Below are 19858 nucleotides of genomic sequence, written 5' to 3'. Positions count from 1 at the left end.
CACTAAACAATCTAATTTTTTTGTTTAAAATATTCATCTAAAATTTCAGCAAGATACTTTGTAGTAGCCTTAGATTCTTCTATACTCGTTGCATTATTTCCAATTTCTATTAACATGTGATTTTTAACTGCAAATTGATTAAATCTAGCATAGTCTTTTTCTACTATTGGAGACACCAAGCCTGGATATTTCTTTTCAGCAAAAGCAGTTATATCATCTGCTAAAGCTCTAAGTTGTGCTTTATTTTCATTTTTTCCTCCTACAACAAAGAAGAATTTAGATACTCTCTCTCCATTTATCATAGTTGTATATTTCAAATGGTCTTTTTCTTTAGTGGCTGGATTAGTTAAATCCCTAGCATCCCTATGTAAATCTATTGCTATGTCCACTGTATTATATTTAGGGAGTATACTTTTTATTGTTTTTAAACTACTTGCATAAGAGTTATTATAAGATGGATAGTCATGGTATTTAGTAGTATGGACTACACCCCATCCCTTACTGTCTAAAGCACTAGTTAATGCATTTCCTACTTCCATTACTGAATTTTTCTTATCTCTTGAATGATAATTTCCATCAGGTGAGTTTGAATAAGTTTCACACCCATGAGTATGATATATCAAAATTCTTGGATTTTCTTTAGTCACTCTTAAGTCATCTTTATACCCTGCACTAGACGCAGTACTAGTTTCAGTTGTATCTGAGTTTTTTGACTCAATATCTGGAACATTTTCTTTACCAACATAAAGTTTTATATATTCTTTTTCGCTTTCTTTCTTATTGTCGGCTTTACTTACATCCTCAGATTTTTTATTTTCATTTTTACTTTCTTTACTTGCTTCTTTATTTTTATCACTCTTTTTATTTTCTGTATTATTTCCTTCGACTTTAGCTTCTGGATAAGATGAATTTACTAAAAACTTTAAAAAGTCATCTTGATTTAAAGCCAATGATTTTCCTGGTAAAATGCATGCTAATATAAAAGTCAAGGTTACTACTTTAATGCATTTTTTAAACATATTTGCTCCTCCTTATTTTACAATCTACCTGGATGTAAAGACCTATTCAGACCTTCACTTATTATTATAGATAGATTTTCAATTGTATCATCTATATCTTTTGGTGTTACGATTAAGTTCTTATCATATGGATCTAACGAATCTTTTATTAGATGATATTTTTCTTCCTCTTTAAGTTTTTTCAACATATTATAAAAACTTTCTGTTTCTTCTGATTGAGATATTAAATTATCTATTGCCATATCCAAAACATCTATAGTAAGAGTTGCTGCGTCAACCACAGTTGGAACTCCTATTGCAATAACATCCACTCCTAAGGTTTCTTTAGTGAGAGATTTTCTTGTATTACCAACACCTCCACCAGGTGATATTCCTGCTGTTGATATTTGTATAGTAGAGTTTACTCTTTCCATTTTTCTTGATGCTAGTGCATCTATTGCTACTACTCTATCTGGCTTAACTTTCTCAACTAGTGACTTCACTACTTCACTAGTTTCTATCCCAGTAACACCCATAACCCCTGGACTTAGAGCTGATACCTCAGTAAAATCATCATCATAATCCTTGTTGTAATTTTTAAAGAGATGTCTAGTTACTAGTGTTTTAGATACACTTTTGGGACCCAATGCATCAGAAGTAATATTTCTATTTCCAAGACCAATTACTAGTGTCTTTTTATTTTTGTCTTGTCCAAATACATCTACTAATTCATCTTTTAGATAATTTATCATCTCTTCTCTTGACTCATCATCATCAAACTTCATAAGATTACTTTCTAGGGTTATATACTTTCCTATATCTTTGTTCATTATCTCTGAACCTTGTTCATCTATTACTTCAACTTTTGTTACAACACAATTTTCTAATTCTTTAGTTTCTATTTCCACCCCAGGAATACTACTTCCTTCTTGAGATTTTTCACACATTTCACTAGCTTCTAAAGCCAAATCTGTTCTTACATTAATCATATAAACCTCCAGTATAAATTAAATGCTAATTATAATTGTTAACAAAATTTAGTATTTTATAACAAAAAACTATAAATTTATTTAAAACAAGTAAAATTAAGGCTTTCAATGTAAGAAAATTGAGTTTGGTCAGTAAATAGTCAGTAAACTTCCTTAACTATCATCTATTTACAAATATAAAAAGGTAGCAACTATTTATATAGGCGCTACCTTTTAATCTATTTATCAATTTCATATTATCAAATTCCTGTCAAATTTTCATTCATTATACATTTCTTTTTTATCAAAATAACTTTATAATTTCTATATCATTTCATTCTGTTGAAAAAATGGTTCAGCAATCTCCAACCACTCATTTGGCAAATAAATAGCTAGATAACCATGATTATATCCCTTAGCTTCATAAATTTTACAAGAAGGTACATAAGACTGAAACATCTTTGCAGAGTTTTTTACACATTTTATTTCCTTTTCACCATACCAATACATCACTTGTGCTGTAGTTTCTCTTAAACTCTCCTTAAGTGTGTACTTCATCATATAAGTACGATACATAGCATAGAGTGTTTCTTTTCTGACATGTGGCATATCTTTCATATAATAGTTCTTAATTTCATCTGGATATTGCATGTTTTTTGGAAATAATTTTGACATTATAGCAATTTGAAATCTACAAGCTTTTTCACTAAATAAAAGTCCTCTAAAAAATCGAATCGACATCATACAAGCTCGTGCCATATTGGGTCTAGGATAGCAAATACTGCCATCAATAATTGCCTTTTCAGTAATATCTGGTTTTCGAGATAAAATCTCTATAACAATCTGTCCACCAAGAGATACTCCACACAGAGAAAAAAGATGACCACCACATTCTTCATCTATATATTTCATCAATTTATCTGCTGTATCCTCTGTAGAAATATATGCAGTCTTGTATTCTTCTCCATGACCATCCAGTGTAGGAAGTATTACATGATAGTATTCAGACAATACTCGTGCTTGTCGTAAATAATTCCACCATGCATTCCCACCTCCATGAATCAGCATGATATGTGGATTGTTTTTATTCCCAAATTCATGAAAGTTCATATATAATACCTCCTTATAAAAACAAAATGTTTGTTATTTCTTCTTCTCATCATTTTTTGCAGGTGGAGAAGATATAATTGAGAGTTTTCGGAGTTTTAAATCTGATTTGGGTTCTTGGTCTATGTATGGCTTCAATAAATCAACTATACTTTGAAGAAGATTTTCATATTCTCTATCAGTTATATATAACAATGCTGAAGTGAAAAATACATTGTCTTTCTTATTGTCTTGATTTTTCAAACTAAAATATTCATTCATTTCTTGCATCAAACCCATATGAAATGCTGTAGAGAGTGAAACAGATGCATCTACTTCCATATCCAAAGCATATTCCTTTAATGAATAAATTTTTTCAATTGTACCACGTACACGATTTTCTTTAACTACTTCAATCATATTGTTATCTTCCAAAATTTTAACATGGTGGTAAACTGTTGCACGAGGAATATCACTTAGATACTTCACAATATCAGATGTACGAACACTACCATGAATTCTGATATACTGTAAAATTCGGAGTCTAGCTGGATTTAAAATTAGTTTTGTTGTATCCACTTTATCAATCCTTTCTTTAATCCATAAAATTATTATAGTCTAATTTTTTAGACTATACAAGAGTATGATATAAAACTATTAAACAGTCAACAGTAATAAAAATAGCGATAGTATAGTTCTGCTTATCTGCGACAATAAAAAAATTACCTTTAATTAATAGAAAACTTTCATATTAACCATATAAATTCATATTTTTATAAAATTTATTACTAAGTCCATAAAAATGAGTAATTTCTTGTATTATCTTATAATTATTGGAAATACTATCAAAATGTATGTTAATAATTTGTATTATTTCAAGATATATGTTACAAAAATAAAATATTAAATTGTATCTATTAAAATATTTAAAGAACAAAATATATCAACATAAAAACAAAATATTTCAAATTATTTATACATAATTTATAGTCTAAAAAATCAAAACAAAAAACATTATTAAAATATATAAATAATAATCCTTGATTTTTAGATTTATTTCTGTTAAAATCTAATATGTTGACGATGAATATGAGAAAAAAATACAGGGAGGTGAACACGGTGGCAAATATAAAATCAGCTAAGAAAAGAATAAGTGTTATCGAAAAGAAAACTGCTTTAAATAGAGTTAGAAAATCTCAAATAAAAACTGCAATAAGAAGATTCGAAGATGCTGTTGCAGCTGGAAACAGAGAGGATGCTGTTGTTAAGTTCCAATACGCTCAAAAAAGAATATACCAAGTAGCTTCTAAAGGAACTATACATAAGAATGCTGCAGCTAGAAAAGTAGCTAAATTAGCTCAAAAGTTAAACGGTATGAACGCTTAATTACCAGTTTATATTTCTTATATATAATAACCCCTATGTAGGGGTTTTTTATTTTGGAAATTTATACAATAAAAAATAAATAGTTAGACATATTATAGTAGATTATATACTCTTAGACTCAATCTAGCCTACTTGTACTTTGAACTATAACATATCTTGCTATTTATTTTTTATTAATGTATAATTTTTTTACACTGCTTGTCTTTTACAGTATCTACTAACCAACATTTCTACTGCTAAGGTATCCCTTATAAGACCTGTTTTTATTTTATAATCACTTTCTAATATATAGTTTAAAATTTCTATGATTATATCATCAGAAAAGTTCTTAGCCTGCTTTAATGCTTTTCCTATTACAAATTGATGAATTTTTAATTTATCTGCTATAAGTTTTGCTGAGTATCCCTCTAATTGTAATTGTCTTACTTGCATAACTATTTTAAACTGTCTAGCTATCATAGAAAATATACCTAAAACAGATTCGCCCTCCTGTATCATATCATTCAATATTTTCATTGCATTAGAAGCACTTTGCTCTCCAATATAATCAATTAACTTAAATATATCATTTTCAACCTTTTTAGGAGATAATTTATCTATTATATCATTAGTTACACTATTTCCCTTTCCAACAAATGAGCTAATTTTATTTATCTCGTTTTCTAAGTCTGATAAAGTCTTTTCACTACTTTTATCTCTATATCCTTCTTGTTCAATAAAATACATTATCTGAGAGTTTTCTATTATAACTTCATTTAGAGCAAAAGATTTTTTTATCCACTTAAATAAGTCCATATCAGAAAGCTTGTCACAGTTAAAAACAATTCCATTATTACTTATCTTTTTAACTAAAGATTTTCTTTTGTCAATATCTCCGTATACAACAAAAACTATGGTAGTAGTGTCTGGAGTATTATCTAAATGCTCTATCAAGTATTTTTCGTCACTATCTGTAAAATTCTTTTTCTTTCCTTTTAGTAACTCAAAGTCTTTTACTATTACTATTTTTCTATCATCCATAAAAGGAAGTGTCTCTATAGAGCTTATAAGCTGATTTAAGACTATTTCCTTTCCATCTATTATATCTAAGTTAAAATCGAGCATTCCTTCGTTTAAATTCTCTTTAAAGACTTTTATTGCATTTTCTATTAAATAATACTCTCTGCCATAAAAAAGATACATTTTCTCAAGTTTTTTATCTTTTATATTCCTTATAATATCCTTGTAATCCATTTTCTTGCTCCTTTATCTCTTTTCCTTCTATGTAAAATATGTAAAAAAATACTCCTATGTAATAAATCACTACAATATAAAGTTTAGGGTTATCTATATCAATATATGTAAAATTTAAATTGCTGAGTTTCTCTAGTAAAAAAAATATGATTTCTATCAATGTACTGTTAAATAAAGCTATTATTTTAGCTATTACTACACTTATTTTAAATATTATTAAACTTGCAATACTCAAATACATTATTATACCTATAAATGGTACTATGATTAAATTTCCTATGATTGAAACCAATGGTATACCTTTAAATGTATAATATATTATAGGCAAGGTTAATATATTTGACGATATTGTCAATGATACCATACTTAATTTTATAATACTATTTATTTTATTGTAAAATATTAGTATAGAGAATGTAGCTAAAAAAGATAATTGAAAACTTACATTATATATAACATAGGGGTTATTTATAATTAAAACTATCCCTATTAGAGACAGTGTTGATATTCCATCCTTTTTTCTATTAATAAAGACTGATAAATAGAAAACCATAACAAATGTTATAGACCTAATTATAGATGGAGACGCACCTACCATTATACAATATAAAGATATAAAAATCGACAATATTAATAATTTATACAATTTATTTATACCTCTTAATAAAAAAGCAATTACAACACATAGTATGCCTGTATGAAGACCAGATATAGATATTACATGGCTAGTTCCTGTTCTGGTGAACATTTCTTTTTGCTCATCTGTCAGATTTTCAACTTCTGCTAACAATATAGAATTTATAAAATCCGAATTTTTCTTATATAAATATCTATACGTTTTATTTATGTAAAACTTTACTTTACCTATTAAGTCATATATTTTATTCTTACCAATAATTTTATAGCTATTTATATATATTATACCTTTATATCCAGTGCTTTTTATATACCTTCCATAATCAAAATCTTCATATTTCATTTTAGCTAAACTTTTAAATTTGCCTGTAATATTAACTTTCTGACCAATTTTCAAATTTTTAGTTCTTGTGTAATCATTTATTAAGAAAGCTCCTACTTTATACTGATTATATCTAGGCTTTTCAAGTCTTCCTTTAACTGTTCCTTGTATAGTTATTATCTTATCATTAAATTTTTCATCCTCTTTCTTCTTATTTGTGATAATAAAAGATACAGCTATCACAAATATTAATATAATTAGTAAAGGTCTTCTTATTTGAATCATAATCACTCCTCTAGAAAACATATTATTTAGATTATTTTCAAATAAATATTTTTTAAACAAAAGAAATTATTCTATAAACAAAAGAATACGTCAAAAGATTTATTAAAATCTTTTGACGTATTTTCACTTCTATATATATTCATTTATATAATTATCTTTTTTAGAAAAAATGCAATTAAGTATTTCTATTGTTTTTTTTGAAATACCCTTTATATTATTTAATAAAAGTGCTTCTTCAATGTCTATATAAGAAAATGCCAATTGTGTTAAAGCATTTATATCTAATTTAATATCAAAACACTCTTGAAGCTCATCTGTACATTCTTTATTTAATTTTTCTAACATTACTTTTTTATTTTGTATAGATATTTTGAATAGTCCATTATTCTCTTCTATATATTTATCTTCTATATATAATTTTATAGAGCCATTAATATCCTTATCAATATCTATATCTTCAATAAATTGCTTTACATTTATAACTCTTCCCATCATAAAAGGTTTTATTTTTATCTCACAGTCTTTAGGATTGTCTAATATAAACCTTATCTTATCTATCATAGGAGTAGCTATAGTAACTATCTTACATTGAGTATTGTGATTATATATAAATTTAAGCATTGATTTAAGAGCATCTATGTTTTTATAAAATAGCTCTCTGACAAACATTTTATCTCCTTGAAGAAAATAAATTACATATCCATCTTTTTCACTATCTTCATGGATATATAAATGTCCATCTTCACTTTGGATTTCTTTAAATAAGTTTTCATAATAATGTTCATCTTTTAACACATTACCATTAACCTCATTTAAAAATACTTTATCTATTTTAATTAAATCATCAATTTGTGATAAATTAGCTTTTATCATTTTTCCATTTGCCTTGAAAGTTTTTAAATCATCTGTTTTGATAGTATATTCAATTTGGTCATAACAATGCTCATATCCAAACCTTCTATAAAGTCTATAATCAATTGGCATTAATATAGATACTAGTTGTCCTTTCTTATACAACTCATTTAAAGTAAATTTAATAACTTTACTCATATAGCCAGTTCCTCTCCCCTCAGGAAGTGTGGAAACCCCTACTACATACGATGTATTGTATACCTTACTATTTAAACTTAATTTATACTGGTTTAGCTGAAGAGAGGAAACAATTTTTCCTTCATCTAAAGCTATTACAGTATTTTCATATTTATATTTATCATTAAAATAGTATTTCATAAAACTTTCACTATCATTAAAGCAATAACTCCATATTTCTTTTATACTTTCTATTTCTTCTTCTTTAGCATACCTAATCTCCATATAGTTTATTAAGCCTCCCTAACACTGTACTTTTCAACAAATCTACAAGGGTGGTAAGAAAGTTTAGCTTTTCTCAGACCTTCAATACCTAAGTCTTCTTCTCTATTTACAAACTCAACATCTTTAAATTCACTTACTAAAAATTGTTGGTTTATAAATGGATATAAACCTCTTATATCTGGATTGGCTTTTTCTATATGAATTAATGCCATGTTTTTATTTAAAAGCTCTCCGATACTAAATGCTTCTAATTTTCCATCCACATATACACCAAATACTTTTACTTTATCTTTTAAAATATCATAATTGTTAAATATCTTTTTGATACCAACTAATTCATCATCCATACTTTCATCAAATTCGTTATTTTCTTCTTTGTTACTTTCCCATTCTTTCATTAATACTAAACATTCATTGAAGTTTTCTTTATCTAATAATCTTGCTTCATATCTACCTGCATATTCTTTTAAGAAATAATTTATATGATTTCTCTTCTTTTGATTCTTTTTACCTGCTAGCGTTCTTAAACTTTCTGCATCATAGATATAATCAAATAAATCTCTTTCTTCTATATACTCAAATCTATTTGGGTATTTTTCTTTTAAAAATTCTACCACTTCAGTAGTAATACCTCTTAAGTATATTTTTTTGTTGTTATGTGAAAAATACTCAAGTACAAAATCTACAACTTCTGGAAGTTTGTCTTTTTTAGCAAGTGGTAATATTGAGAAACTATCTCCTTCATATTCACCAACTAAAACAGCAAAATCTTCACCTATATAGTATCCTGTCTTATAAACATGTTGCCACATATATAAAGTACTAAAACAGTACTCACAAGCTTCATAATCTACTAAATCAAAATAAGGGTCTAGCTCCTTTTTTGAATTTAGTTCAATATCTTTGAAAAACATAAAATCCTCCTACCTTTTTATTGCTTAATTTTTTAAAATTTTATTTTGTATCTATAAAAACTCCAATTTAGTTATGGTATTAATTTCACTTATATTGTCTAAAATATAAAATAGGATAGTTCCCATATATCTTATATTACCCATCATAAAATTATATAAACATGTAATGACTGGAGTGATTTTTTATTGAGAAATAAAATTTTTTTATTAATACTTATTATAATATCACTTTTAAGTGCTTGTGACAAAAAATCTCTACTATCTATACATATGATAGATGTTGGACAAGGTGATAGTCTTTTAGTTCAAACACCTACAAAGAAAAATATATTAATTGATGGAGGTGATGAAGATAGTGGAAATATAGTTACTAGTTACTTGAAACAAAAAAGAATAAAAACCATTGATATAATAATAGCTACGCATCCAGATTCAGACCATATAGGAAGTCTTGATAATGTCATAAAAAAATTTAATGTAAACTCCATCTATATGCCTGAACAATCAACAGAAAGTGAAGCTTATCAAAATCTAATAAGTTCTTGTAATGATAAAAACCTATCTATACAGTATCTATACAGAGATGATGTTTTAAATATCGATAACAATATAAATATATATGTATTAAGTCCTTCATATATACAGGAAGAACCTAATTTAAACTCAATAGTTTTTAAATTAAATTTTAATGACACCTCATTTTTATTTATGGGCGATGCTGAAGAAGCAATTGAAAAAGAAATTTTACATTATTTTAAATTAGATAACATCAATTTTATAAAAATCGGTCATCATGGAAGCAATTCATCAACTACTTTAGAATTTATTGAAAAAATTCATCCAGATATAGCCGCAATATCGTGTGGATATAAAAATCAATATGGACATCCTCATAAGGAAGTTATCAATAATTTAAAACAAAACAATATATCAATTTATAGGACAGATAAAATAGGTGATATTGTTTTTTATAGTGATGGTAAAATGATATTTACAAAACACAAATATAAAATAGACACTTAACATAAGAAATAAAACTGTAACTACATAACAGAACTAGGCTAAAAGTATCAACATAAAATGGTTTTATATTGATGCTTTTAGCCTTTAAAATATGTCCATAAAATTTATAGATAAAATATTTAGTATTATTACCCTAATAATTCATTAACTATTACAGATGCAATTACTAGACCTCCAACAGATGGCACAAATGATACACTACCTGGTGTTACCTTTTTACCATTCATGACTTTCTTTTTAAGTTCTATTGGTTGTTCAGTTGAATATACCACCTTTAATTTTTTAATTCCTCTATCTCTAAGCTCTTTTCTCATGACTTTAGCTAAAGGACAAGTACTTGTTTTGTGTATATCAGTAACAACTATTTTAGTTGGGTCCAATTTATTTCCCATACCCATAGAACTTATTATTTTTAAACCTCTTTTTTCACATGTTTCAATTAAATGTATCTTCGAGCTTACCATATCTATTGCATCCACAACATAATCATATCTTTCTGTTAGTATTTCACTACTAGTATCTTTATTATAAAGATTTCTTATTTTTTTTATATTAATATTAGGATTTATATCTAAAATTCTTTCTTCCATAACATCGACTTTATATTTTCCCACAGTTGAATGTAATGCTGGTATTTGTCTATTTATATTTGTTATATCTACATCATCAAAATCAACAATAGTGAGATTACCCACTCCAGCTCTTGCTAAAGCTTCAACAGTAAAACTACCTACTCCTCCAACTCCAAATACTATTACATTTGAATTTTTAAGTTTTTCTATACCATCATCTCCAACTAGAAAACTAGTTCTCGTTGTAAAGTTATTTTCCATTTTTCCACTCTCCTAGACTTTTATATACCTAATATTAGTATTAGAAAATTTACATTATATAATACTAGATATTATATATTACTAAAACTAAATTATCTCAAAATAATTTTTAAATTTAAAAAGGTATCTTTTAATATTAAAAGATACCTTTTATACTGGCGGGAATGCGTGGGAATCGAACCCACCTAAGAGGCTCTTAACCCCTCATACTAGTTTTGAAGACTAGAGGGCACACCGGCACCCATCCACTCCCATAACGAAACGTTTCTCAACGAAATCTATAATATCATATATTTTGACTCTTTGCAACAATTTTTATAGATTAATTTGATAGCAAATCATATTTTAAATAGTTTTTATCTATAGCAATTAATATTTATATATCTTCTTATTATATTTATAACTATATTTATAAACTTAAAAACTGGAAACCATATTTTAATTATCTATAAAGAATTTTTCCTCTATTTAATCAAAATACAATTTCCAGTATAAATATAAATTATTTAATTATTTTAATATACGTATATCTATAGTTTTTCTTCCCCAATTATAAACTGTCTTTGAGTCATTCATAAATATATCAATTTTATTTCCTTTTATCGCACCACCACAGTCTTCAGCAGTAAATACCATATCAAATTGAGGTATATATACTTTCGTTCCATATGGTATAACCTTAGGGTCTACAGCTATTGTTCCCCACTTAGGCTTTGTTCCTGTTGCAGTTATACTATGACCAGAATATGCAGTTGCTACAACTCTCATACTTCTACCATTGTTACTACTGCTACTACTTGAAGAAGATGAAGCCATCCTTCTTGAACTTTCTCCCCTTGATGAAGCTACTTGCATTTCTACTTTTGTTCCTTTATTTACAACTTTATTAACTGGCTCAGATGTAACAACTTTTTTCACAAATTCCTTTTCTACTTTCTTGCCATTGTGATAAGTTTCTTTATATACTAATTCACTTTTACCAGATTTTCCTTCTTCTTTAACTTTAGAATCTCCTTTTGACAAAGAGTTATCTTCAACAACTGTAACTTCAAACGGAATGTCTTTAGTCTCTACAACTGTTTTTTCCTTAACATCAATTACTTCTATTTTATCTCCATTAGATAACTTTGAATTTACATCCAAACTAACTATATCATTTCCATCATAGCTAATGTTTTGGGCTTCCAAAAGGTCTCCTACATTAGAACTAAATGTAGATACAGTTCTTTCTTCTCCTTTTACTACTAATGTTACTTGTTTATTAAGTGCAGAGTATCCAGATAAAATTCCAACTGATAAAACAACCGCCATTGCCGAGACTTTAACATTACTCAATTTCTTTAAATTCATATAAAATTTCCTCCCTCAAATTTTTTACACTATATATTTTGCTTCGTAATCTTCTGCTTCGTAAATTTCTTTTTTGTTTTTTGTGTAACTAAATTGTAACTATTTTTTCAAGAGTTGTCAACTTGACAAAAAAATAGAAATATGCATACATAGTATTTTCAACTATTGAAGCATATTTCTATTAGTTACAACAATGTCATTGTTTATTGTTGTTTTGTTATCATTTTGTTACCTTTTATCTTTATATATTTTCTATCTGCCAATTGATAGGTTCTTTTCCTAGCTTTTCGAGAATTTCATTTATCTTAGAGAAGTGCTTACATCCAAAAAAACCTTTACTTGCTGATAATGGACTTGGATGAGGTGCTTCCAAAATATAATGCTTACTTGTATCAATCAATTCTACTTTTTTACGCGCATTACTTCCCCACAGTACAAAAATTACTGGGTCTTCACGATCACTTAAAATAGAAATCACTCTATCTGTGAAAATTTCCCACCCTTTATTTTTATGAGAATTGGCTTCATGTGCTCTAACAGTAAGTGCTGTATTTAAAAGTAACACACCTTGGTCTGCCCAAGGCATTAAGTATCCATTATTAGGTATAAAGCATCCTAAATCTTCTTTCAACTCTTTGTACATATTTAATAGAGATGGTGGAGTTTTCACTTGTGGTTGAACTGAAAAAGCTAAACCATGAGCTTGATTATCTCCATGATAGGGGTCTTGTCCTAGTATTAAAACTTTTGTATCTTTATATGAAGTGTGTTTTAAAGCTTCATATATGTTATGCATATTAGGAAAAATTTGACGTGTCTTATATTCATCTATAAGGAATTTTCTTAAATTTAAATAATATTCTTTTTCAAATTCTTCCTTTAATAATTCATTCCAATCGTTTCCTAAATTAACCATAGTTATCACCAATTCCTTTCAGCTATTTTTATTTATTGTTTTATTTAGAAATTATGTCCTCTTGATTGTCATTTTTTTCATTAGTATTTATTTTTATGCTCACTCTGTTAGGTATACAAACTATACTTTGACTTGGTTTGTTTATAAAACCTGTATGTACACACACCTTATCAGGACATGAAGCATCTATTATCTCCACACCTTTGTCATGAATTTTAACTATATTGTACCCTCCTCTATTTTCTATTTTAAATTCTTCTTTGGCATTTATTGAAACAGTCTTATACAATTTATTATCTACATAAATTTCAATACTTCCAGCATTTTTAGAATTTATAACATTTATTATTCCATAACATGCTGTGATAACAATCAAAACACCTAAAATAAGAAGAATGTCTTTTTTCTTCATTTTTTGTCCTCCTATGAAATTATGCTATAATAAGATAATAACACAATTTCATAGGAGGAATATACCATGAATAAGAAAAAAATCACATTTATTTTTGTGATATTGATTTTAGCATTAATTTTATTTTCATTTTTTAGGAGTTCAAGTCAAAATACTAAATATAGTAAGACAAGCTATTACCTTGGTACAGTAAATGAAGTTACTATATTTAATATAAAAGAATCAAAAAGTGATAAAATTTTAAATGAATGTGATTCAATTTTAAGATATATTGATAACAAGATGAGTACCCATATACCAGGAAGCGATGTTTCTAAAATAAATGATAATGCTGGTAAAGATTTTGTCAAAGTTTCTGATGATACATTTTTTGTTGTACAAGAGGCTATAGAATACTCTAAGTTGTCAAATGGATACTTTGACATAACAGTTGGTCCACTATCCAATCTATGGGCAATTGGAACAGACAAGGCTAAAGTCCCAAATGACTCTGAGATAAACGAACTTCTGCCGCTCATTGATTACAAAAATATTATATTAGATGAAAAAAATAAATCTATAAAGTTAGCTAAAGAAAATATGAAAATTGATTTAGGGGCAATAGCTAAAGGATATGCTGCTGATAAAATCGTAGGCTATTTGAAATCAGAAGGTATAAAAAAAGCTTTAGTAAACTTGGGAGGTAATATATTTACTCTAGAAGATAGCAAAAATAACAAACCTTTTAAAATTGGTATTCAAGACCCAACTAGCAAAAATGGAGAATCTATAGGGAATATAGAAACTACAAATAAATCTGTTGTTACATCTGGAATTTATGAGAGATTTATAGAAAAAGATGGTAAAATATATCACCATATGTTAAATCCATTTACAGGATACCCTTTTGAAAACAACTTAAGCAGTGTTACAATAATCTCTGATAAATCTATTAATTGTGATGCTTTATCCACTTCTACATTTGGACTTGGACTTGAAAAAGGTATGGATTTGATTAATAGTATTGATAATGTAGATGCTATATTTATAACCAAAGATAAAAAAGTATATTTAACTAATGGCATACAAAATAATTTTAAACTTACAGACAAAGCTTTTTCTATTAAAAAGTTCAATAAATAATGAGTTTAAATAATAACTATATCTATTATGCATACAAATTTAAATAACTCTAATATAACTAATGTAAATTTAAGTTTTATATAAAATATGGTATATACTAAGTAGTCTAAAACAAATTGTACTTATGTATATACCATATTTATAGCTTGATTTATATAAAACACTACCCATTACTCTTTAACTTTCGATAATAAATAACTCCTACAACATATAAAACAATCCACAAAACAAATAAATATATGATTATTACCAATGAGTTGTATATATCTAATGCATTTAGTACAGAGAAAACAAAAGCAGATATAGGAATTATTATCATACATACGATGTAAGCATATCTTCCTGCTTTATCTCTATACATAACATTTCTTTCATCATGAAGATTAATGTTTTCTATTTCGAGCTTTTCTTTGTATTCTTCTTTATGCTTATTCCAGTAAAAGTAACGATAAATGGCAGAAATTCCACCAAATCCAAAGCCTCCTGCTAGTCCAGCAAACAAAGAACCTAACTTATCACCATTCATTAAACAAAGAAACAAGAAAATAACACCTAAAACTACAAATACAATTCCTATTCTTAAATTTTTCTTTTCCATGAACTATTTCTCCTTCCATAAAAATATTTCTTCAATCGACATTTCAAAAAAATCAGATATTTGAAATGCAAGTTCTAAAGATGGATTATATTTTCCATTTTCAATAGAACTAATCGTCTGCCTTGAAACCTTAAGAATTTTTGCAAAATCTTCTTGATTAAGACCTTTTTTCTTTCTTAAATCCTCTACACGATTTTTCAAAAAGATTGCCTCCTTTTTGTAAAGTTTCCTTTACATTTATAATATACCACTTGCTTTTATTTTTGTAAAGGAAACTTTACAAAATATATATAAAAATAGACATTTCATTAGAAATGCCTATCATTAAACATATTTAATTTTATAATTGAATTACATCTTGATGTCTATAAACCTTATTTTTTAATCTTTTTTAGTACATCTTTGAAACAACCTACATTTTTTTATTTTTAATAAATAACTCAACTAACTTTTTATAACGACTTTACAAACAAATCCATTCTATTTAATGCCTCAATTACATTTTCTTTTTGAGTTCCTAAATTTATCCTAACATACTTTTCTCCATCTTTTACAAAGTGACTTCCATCTTCTATTAGCACTCCTGTATTGACAGCTAACCTATCTGTAAATTCACTTGCACTTAGTCCTAGATTGCTTATGTCCATCCAAGCCAAATAAGACGATTCCATCTTCATTAGTTTAATCTTCTCATATTTATTTACCCAATTCTCTAAAAGTTCATAATTTGATTTTATATACTCATTTACGTTCCTTAACCACTCTCTACATTCATCATAAGCTGTTATTAATCCTATTATTCCAAATACATTTGGAGAAGTTATAGAATTTTGTTTTAGTTTCTTTCTAAAAGTATCTCTTATATCCTTATTTATAACTATTGAATAAGAGGTCTTTAATCCTCCAAGATTAAACCCTTTATTTGGTGATGTCAATAGGATAATATTTTCTAAAAGTTCTCTTTCAAGCTTAAGAATAGAATTAAATTCGCCATAATGAATATGCTCTGCATGTACTTCATCTGCAACTAAAATAACATTGTTTTCTTTACATATAGTTGCTACTTTCGTCATTTCTTCAATTGACCAAATTCTTCCTGATGGATTATGTGGTGTACAAAACATCATTAACTTAGGTTTATTTTCTTTAATTTGAGATTCTAATCTATCAAAATTTATATAATATCTATCATTTATCACATCTAATGTATTACAAACTACATTTACACCCTGCTTTTTAGCTGATGATTCAAATGGGTCATAAACTGGTGTATTTAATATTATACTATCTCCTTTTTTACAAAAAGCTTGTACTACATAGTGAAGTGTTGACACAGTTCCATAAGTCAATGTAATCCATTCTCTTTCTACATTTACTTTATGCATATCATTTTGCCACCCAATAACTGAATCATAAAATTCATCATAACAGTATGTATATCCAAATACACCTCTTTTTACAGCTTCAATAAATTTACTTTCTATTTCTGTTGGTATTTTAAAATCCATATCAGCAATCCACATTGGTACAAAATCTTCTTTAATATCTCCAAATTTATCTCTTATAATATTTAAATCCCACTTTCTACACTTTTCACTTACTCTATCTGGCCTATCATCAAAATTATACATTTAAATTTACCTCGTCTTTTCTTATTATTATAAAAATACTTAGTTACAATTTATTTTTAATTTACAACTATTAAATCTTTGGTAGATATAGTCAATCTCATACACCCATCTTGAGTTATAAGTACATCATCTTCAATTCTTACTCCTCCAAGTTCTGGCACATATATACCAGGCTCTATAGTTACAACCATGCCTTCTTTTAATACTTCATTTGATTCTGAAGTTAATGCTGGATACTCATGAACCATAATACCTACACCATGACCCAGATTGTGTCCAAAATTATCACCATATCCATATGAACTAATTATATCTCTTGCAACCTTATCTATTTCACCAGCAGTCATGCCTGGCTTTAAAACCTTTATACACTCTTCATTAGCTTTCTTTACTATATTATATATTTTTTCTAGTTCTTTATTTGTAGTTCCCATACAAATAGTTCTAGTAATGTCTGAACAATAATTATTATACTTTGCTCCAAAATCGAATGTAACAAAATCTCCATATTCTATAATTTTTTCACTAGCTTTTCCATGAGGTAAGGCTCCTCTCAAACCAGATGCAACTATAGTGTCGAATGATTCTTTTTGTCCGCCTAATTCTTTTATGAATCTTACAATTTCATTTTCTACTTGTCTTTCAGTCATACCAACTTTTATAAAGTCAATTATATGATAAAACGTAGCATCTACTATTTCACAAGCTTTTTTTATATATTTTATTTCATCTTCATCTTTCTCTTTTCTTAAAGTAGATAAATCAATTGATTTTAAAGTTACATTTAATTTGTTATTCATACTTTTATATGAGTCAAAAGATACTTCACTTCCTTCAAAGCCAATTTCTTTTATATTTTGATTTCTGCAAATATCATTAATTATATCAAAATACGTTCTATTTTTATCCATTAATATAACATCAAATAAATCTGATTTTCTTTTAACTTCTTCAAAGTATCTAAAATCTACTATTATATATTGTTTATCTTTCGTTATAAAAACATAGCCTGATGAACTAAATAGATTTCCAATATAAAACTTATTGGTAGAACTATTAATAAGAATTCCATCTACATTATACTCTTTAAGATACTTTCTTATTTTTTCTATTTTATTCATAATTTTATCTTCACCACCCTTAATTAGTCATATAGGTAAGGCTGGTAATATTGTTTCAATCAATATTACCAGCCAAGGTTATTATAGATAGTAAAATTTATAAATTAATCAATATAATCTACAACAAGTTTACCATCCTTTATTAATTTATTTCTGTAAAATACATTTCCTACAGCTATGAATATAGCACCAACTGCTATACCTATTACATATCCAAATAAGTTATCTACTAGAGGCCATGCCCATATAGCTGACTCTGGGAACCACTGAATTGCCCCTAAAACTATACCTGTAATAGCTCCTATTATACTTCCTACGATATTTAAAGGTATAACAAAACCTGGTCTCTCAAGTGCAAATGGTATTGCTCCCTCTGATATACCCATAAATGATAGGAATATAGAAGTTTTTCCTGCTTGATAGAATTGTCTATCATATACTCTTCTTCCCACTAATCTTTTATCTAATAAAGTTGTAAGTCCTAATCCAATTGGAGGAACAACTATAGCTATTGTTCTTGCTGTTATTGGTAGTACATTTTCTGTAGTCAAACCAAGTGCAACGAATCCTGCTGCTTTATTTATTGGCCCACCTAAGTCAAATGCTGTAGCTGCTGCTAAAGCTGTTGCATATACATATTCTCCCGCTGCTCCTGCTGCTGTTAAGAAGTTTTTCATACTTTCATTAATTAATCCACCAAATGGAGTTATTATAAATATCATCAATACCATACAAGTTAATGATGCTATTAGTGGTATTAAAAATGTTGTTTTAAAAGCTAACCAGTTATGAGAAACTTTTATAGATTTATTTAACCATTTTACAAAATATCCTATTATAAATGCGATTAATATGGCACCTAAGAATCCTGATGCAACTGGTACAACTTCTGTCCATTGTCCATCTACGAATTGTGGTACACCTACAGGTTTATTAGCTATATATCCACCTATAAATCCTGCGATTAGGGCTGTTTTTCCACCTATAGAATTTGCACAGAATGCTGCAAATAGTGGTATTGCAAATCCAAACAGAGTAAATCCGAAGTTTGACATTAATTGTGCCATGTTTAAAAGGCTAAGTTTAAATCCTGTAAATTCACCTGAGTTCATAGCATCAACTATACCTACAGATGGGTCAAGCCCTAATATTGCATATGGTATTAATTGAGATAAAGCTCCTATAAGTCCACCCATTACTAAGACTGGTATCATATATGATATACCTGTCATTATATGTTTACTAATTTCTTTCCATTTTCCATTTCCCTTTGATTGAGTTGGATTAGATGGAGTAGTTTTTCCTGCGTTATTGCCTCCTGTTGTAGAAGCACCTGAACTGTTTATAACTTTTTTCTTGATTGCCATTCTATTTCCTCCACAGTAAATTTATTATATTCCTAAATCCTCTTCTATTTCCTTTATAACACCTTCTGCATTCTTTATAGCCTCTTGTAATTCAACCTCATAAACTTCACAACCATCAAATCTTTCCATACCTTCTGGTGTTATTGCTACTGCATGTATTATCATAGTTGCTCCTAATATGTCTTCTCTTGTTAATTCATTTTGCACACCATCTGCACCTTGAGTTTCAACTTTTGCTTCATAACCTAATGCCTTTGCAGCTTGCTCTATTGCTTCTGCTGCCATAAAAGTGTGAGCTAGTCCCATTGGACAAGCACATAATGCTACTAATTTTTTATTCATT

At 27.5% G+C, this 19858-nt stretch carries 21 protein-coding genes and 1 tRNA gene; 3 read left to right on the top strand and 19 right to left on the bottom strand.

Annotation, left to right across the window (positions count from 1 at the left end; genetic code table 11):
- Positions 1 to 11 precede the first annotated feature (11 nt).
- The 4 genes from spoIIP to IC214_RS11505 all read right to left on the bottom strand — a co-directional run bounded on the left by spoIIP (position 12) and on the right by IC214_RS11505 (position 3631).
- Positions 12 to 1019 carry a stage II sporulation protein P gene (gene spoIIP / locus IC214_RS11520; protein ID WP_227866675.1) on the bottom strand — a complete coding sequence of 336 codons (1008 nt, stop codon included), beginning with the start codon at positions 1017 to 1019 and terminating at the stop codon, positions 12 to 14.
- A 17-nt stretch (positions 1020 to 1036) separates the two neighbouring features.
- The gene (gene gpr, locus IC214_RS11515) at positions 1037 to 1987 is read right to left on the bottom strand and encodes a GPR endopeptidase (protein WP_227432564.1); all 951 of its coding nucleotides are present in this window, start codon (positions 1985 to 1987) and stop codon (positions 1037 to 1039) included.
- 303 nt (positions 1988 to 2290) lie between these two features.
- Positions 2291 to 3076: an alpha/beta fold hydrolase gene (locus IC214_RS11510; protein WP_227866674.1), complete on the bottom strand. Its 786-nt coding sequence runs from the start codon at positions 3074 to 3076 to the stop codon at positions 2291 to 2293.
- Between the two features lie 33 nt (positions 3077 to 3109).
- Positions 3110 to 3631 (bottom strand): helix-turn-helix domain-containing protein, encoded by a 522-nt coding sequence (locus tag IC214_RS11505; protein ID WP_227432562.1) that lies wholly within the window; start codon positions 3629 to 3631, stop codon positions 3110 to 3112.
- A gap of 540 nt (positions 3632 to 4171) precedes the next feature.
- Between IC214_RS11505 and rpsT the strand changes: the two genes are divergently transcribed.
- Positions 4172 to 4438, top strand: coding sequence for a 30S ribosomal protein S20 (rpsT, locus tag IC214_RS11500; protein ID WP_227432754.1), 267 nt, complete (start codon positions 4172 to 4174; stop codon positions 4436 to 4438).
- 189 nt (positions 4439 to 4627) lie between these two features.
- Here the strand turns inward: rpsT and holA are convergent, their stop codons facing one another.
- From holA to IC214_RS11480, 4 genes are all read right to left on the bottom strand, one after another.
- The gene (gene holA, locus IC214_RS11495; protein ID WP_227432561.1) at positions 4628 to 5671 is read right to left on the bottom strand and encodes a DNA polymerase III subunit delta; all 1044 of its coding nucleotides are present in this window, start codon (positions 5669 to 5671) and stop codon (positions 4628 to 4630) included.
- Positions 5634 to 6914 (bottom strand): ComEC/Rec2 family competence protein, encoded by a 1281-nt coding sequence (locus IC214_RS11490; RefSeq protein ID WP_227432560.1) that lies wholly within the window; start codon positions 6912 to 6914, stop codon positions 5634 to 5636. The genes holA and IC214_RS11490 overlap by 38 nt, the downstream gene beginning before the upstream one ends.
- 129 nt (positions 6915 to 7043) lie before the next feature.
- Entirely contained in the window at positions 7044 to 8228 is a 1185-nt protein-coding gene (gene eis, locus IC214_RS11485; RefSeq protein ID WP_227482854.1) for an enhanced intracellular survival protein Eis, read from the bottom strand.
- Between the two features lie 8 nt (positions 8229 to 8236).
- Positions 8237 to 9142 (bottom strand): DUF2156 domain-containing protein, encoded by a 906-nt coding sequence (locus IC214_RS11480; RefSeq protein WP_227432558.1) that lies wholly within the window; start codon positions 9140 to 9142, stop codon positions 8237 to 8239.
- A gap of 186 nt (positions 9143 to 9328) precedes the next feature.
- Between IC214_RS11480 and IC214_RS11475 the strand changes: the two genes are divergently transcribed.
- Positions 9329 to 10165 (top strand): ComEC/Rec2 family competence protein, encoded by an 837-nt coding sequence (locus tag IC214_RS11475; RefSeq protein WP_227432557.1) that lies wholly within the window; start codon positions 9329 to 9331, stop codon positions 10163 to 10165.
- Positions 10166 to 10293: 128 nt separating this feature from the next.
- Here IC214_RS11475 and IC214_RS11470 read toward each other — a convergent pair whose 3' ends face one another.
- From IC214_RS11470 to IC214_RS11450, 5 genes are all read right to left on the bottom strand, one after another.
- Positions 10294 to 10998 (bottom strand): ThiF family adenylyltransferase, encoded by a 705-nt coding sequence (locus IC214_RS11470; RefSeq protein ID WP_227432556.1) that lies wholly within the window; start codon positions 10996 to 10998, stop codon positions 10294 to 10296.
- Between the two features lie 156 nt (positions 10999 to 11154).
- A tRNA-Sec gene (locus IC214_RS11465) sits at positions 11155 to 11251 on the bottom strand.
- 257 nt (positions 11252 to 11508) lie between these two features.
- Positions 11509 to 12348 (bottom strand): G5 domain-containing protein, encoded by an 840-nt coding sequence (locus IC214_RS11460; RefSeq protein WP_227432555.1) that lies wholly within the window; start codon positions 12346 to 12348, stop codon positions 11509 to 11511.
- A 241-nt stretch (positions 12349 to 12589) separates the two neighbouring features.
- A complete protein-coding gene (locus tag IC214_RS11455; RefSeq protein WP_227432554.1) occupies positions 12590 to 13264 on the bottom strand; it encodes a uracil-DNA glycosylase in 675 nt (224 codons plus the stop codon).
- 40 nt (positions 13265 to 13304) lie between these two features.
- A complete protein-coding gene (locus tag IC214_RS11450) occupies positions 13305 to 13676 on the bottom strand; it encodes a NusG domain II-containing protein (RefSeq protein WP_227432553.1) in 372 nt (123 codons plus the stop codon).
- A 66-nt stretch (positions 13677 to 13742) separates the two neighbouring features.
- Between IC214_RS11450 and IC214_RS11445 the strand changes: the two genes are divergently transcribed.
- Complete coding sequence (locus IC214_RS11445; protein ID WP_227866673.1) at positions 13743 to 14798, top strand: FAD:protein FMN transferase; 1056 nt, start codon at positions 13743 to 13745, stop codon at positions 14796 to 14798.
- 163 nt (positions 14799 to 14961) lie between these two features.
- Here the strand turns inward: IC214_RS11445 and IC214_RS11440 are convergent, their stop codons facing one another.
- The 6 genes from IC214_RS11440 to IC214_RS11415 form a co-directional block, all read right to left on the bottom strand.
- Positions 14962 to 15396, bottom strand: coding sequence for a tellurium resistance protein TerC (locus IC214_RS11440; protein ID WP_227866672.1), 435 nt, complete (start codon positions 15394 to 15396; stop codon positions 14962 to 14964).
- Positions 15397 to 15399: 3 nt separating this feature from the next.
- Positions 15400 to 15597 (bottom strand): helix-turn-helix transcriptional regulator, encoded by a 198-nt coding sequence (locus IC214_RS11435; protein WP_227432550.1) that lies wholly within the window; start codon positions 15595 to 15597, stop codon positions 15400 to 15402.
- 251 nt (positions 15598 to 15848) lie between these two features.
- Positions 15849 to 17027: a MalY/PatB family protein gene (locus IC214_RS11430; protein ID WP_227432549.1), complete on the bottom strand. Its 1179-nt coding sequence runs from the start codon at positions 17025 to 17027 to the stop codon at positions 15849 to 15851.
- Between the two features lie 56 nt (positions 17028 to 17083).
- Positions 17084 to 18148: an aminopeptidase P family protein gene (locus IC214_RS11425; protein ID WP_227432548.1), complete on the bottom strand. Its 1065-nt coding sequence runs from the start codon at positions 18146 to 18148 to the stop codon at positions 17084 to 17086.
- A gap of 104 nt (positions 18149 to 18252) precedes the next feature.
- Positions 18253 to 19515, bottom strand: coding sequence for a PTS fructose transporter subunit IIC (locus IC214_RS11420; protein ID WP_227432547.1), 1263 nt, complete (start codon positions 19513 to 19515; stop codon positions 18253 to 18255).
- Between the two features lie 24 nt (positions 19516 to 19539).
- Positions 19540 to 19857: a PTS fructose transporter subunit IIB gene (locus IC214_RS11415; protein WP_227432546.1), complete on the bottom strand. Its 318-nt coding sequence runs from the start codon at positions 19855 to 19857 to the stop codon at positions 19540 to 19542.
- Position 19858: the final 1 nt, after the last annotated feature.

It is taken from the genome of Clostridioides sp. ES-S-0190-01 (assembly GCF_020658275.1).
Classification (GTDB): domain Bacteria; phylum Bacillota; class Clostridia; order Peptostreptococcales; family Peptostreptococcaceae; genus Clostridioides.
The sequence above is the reverse complement of the archived record's forward strand: the minus strand, read 5'-3'. Positions and strand labels throughout refer to the sequence as shown.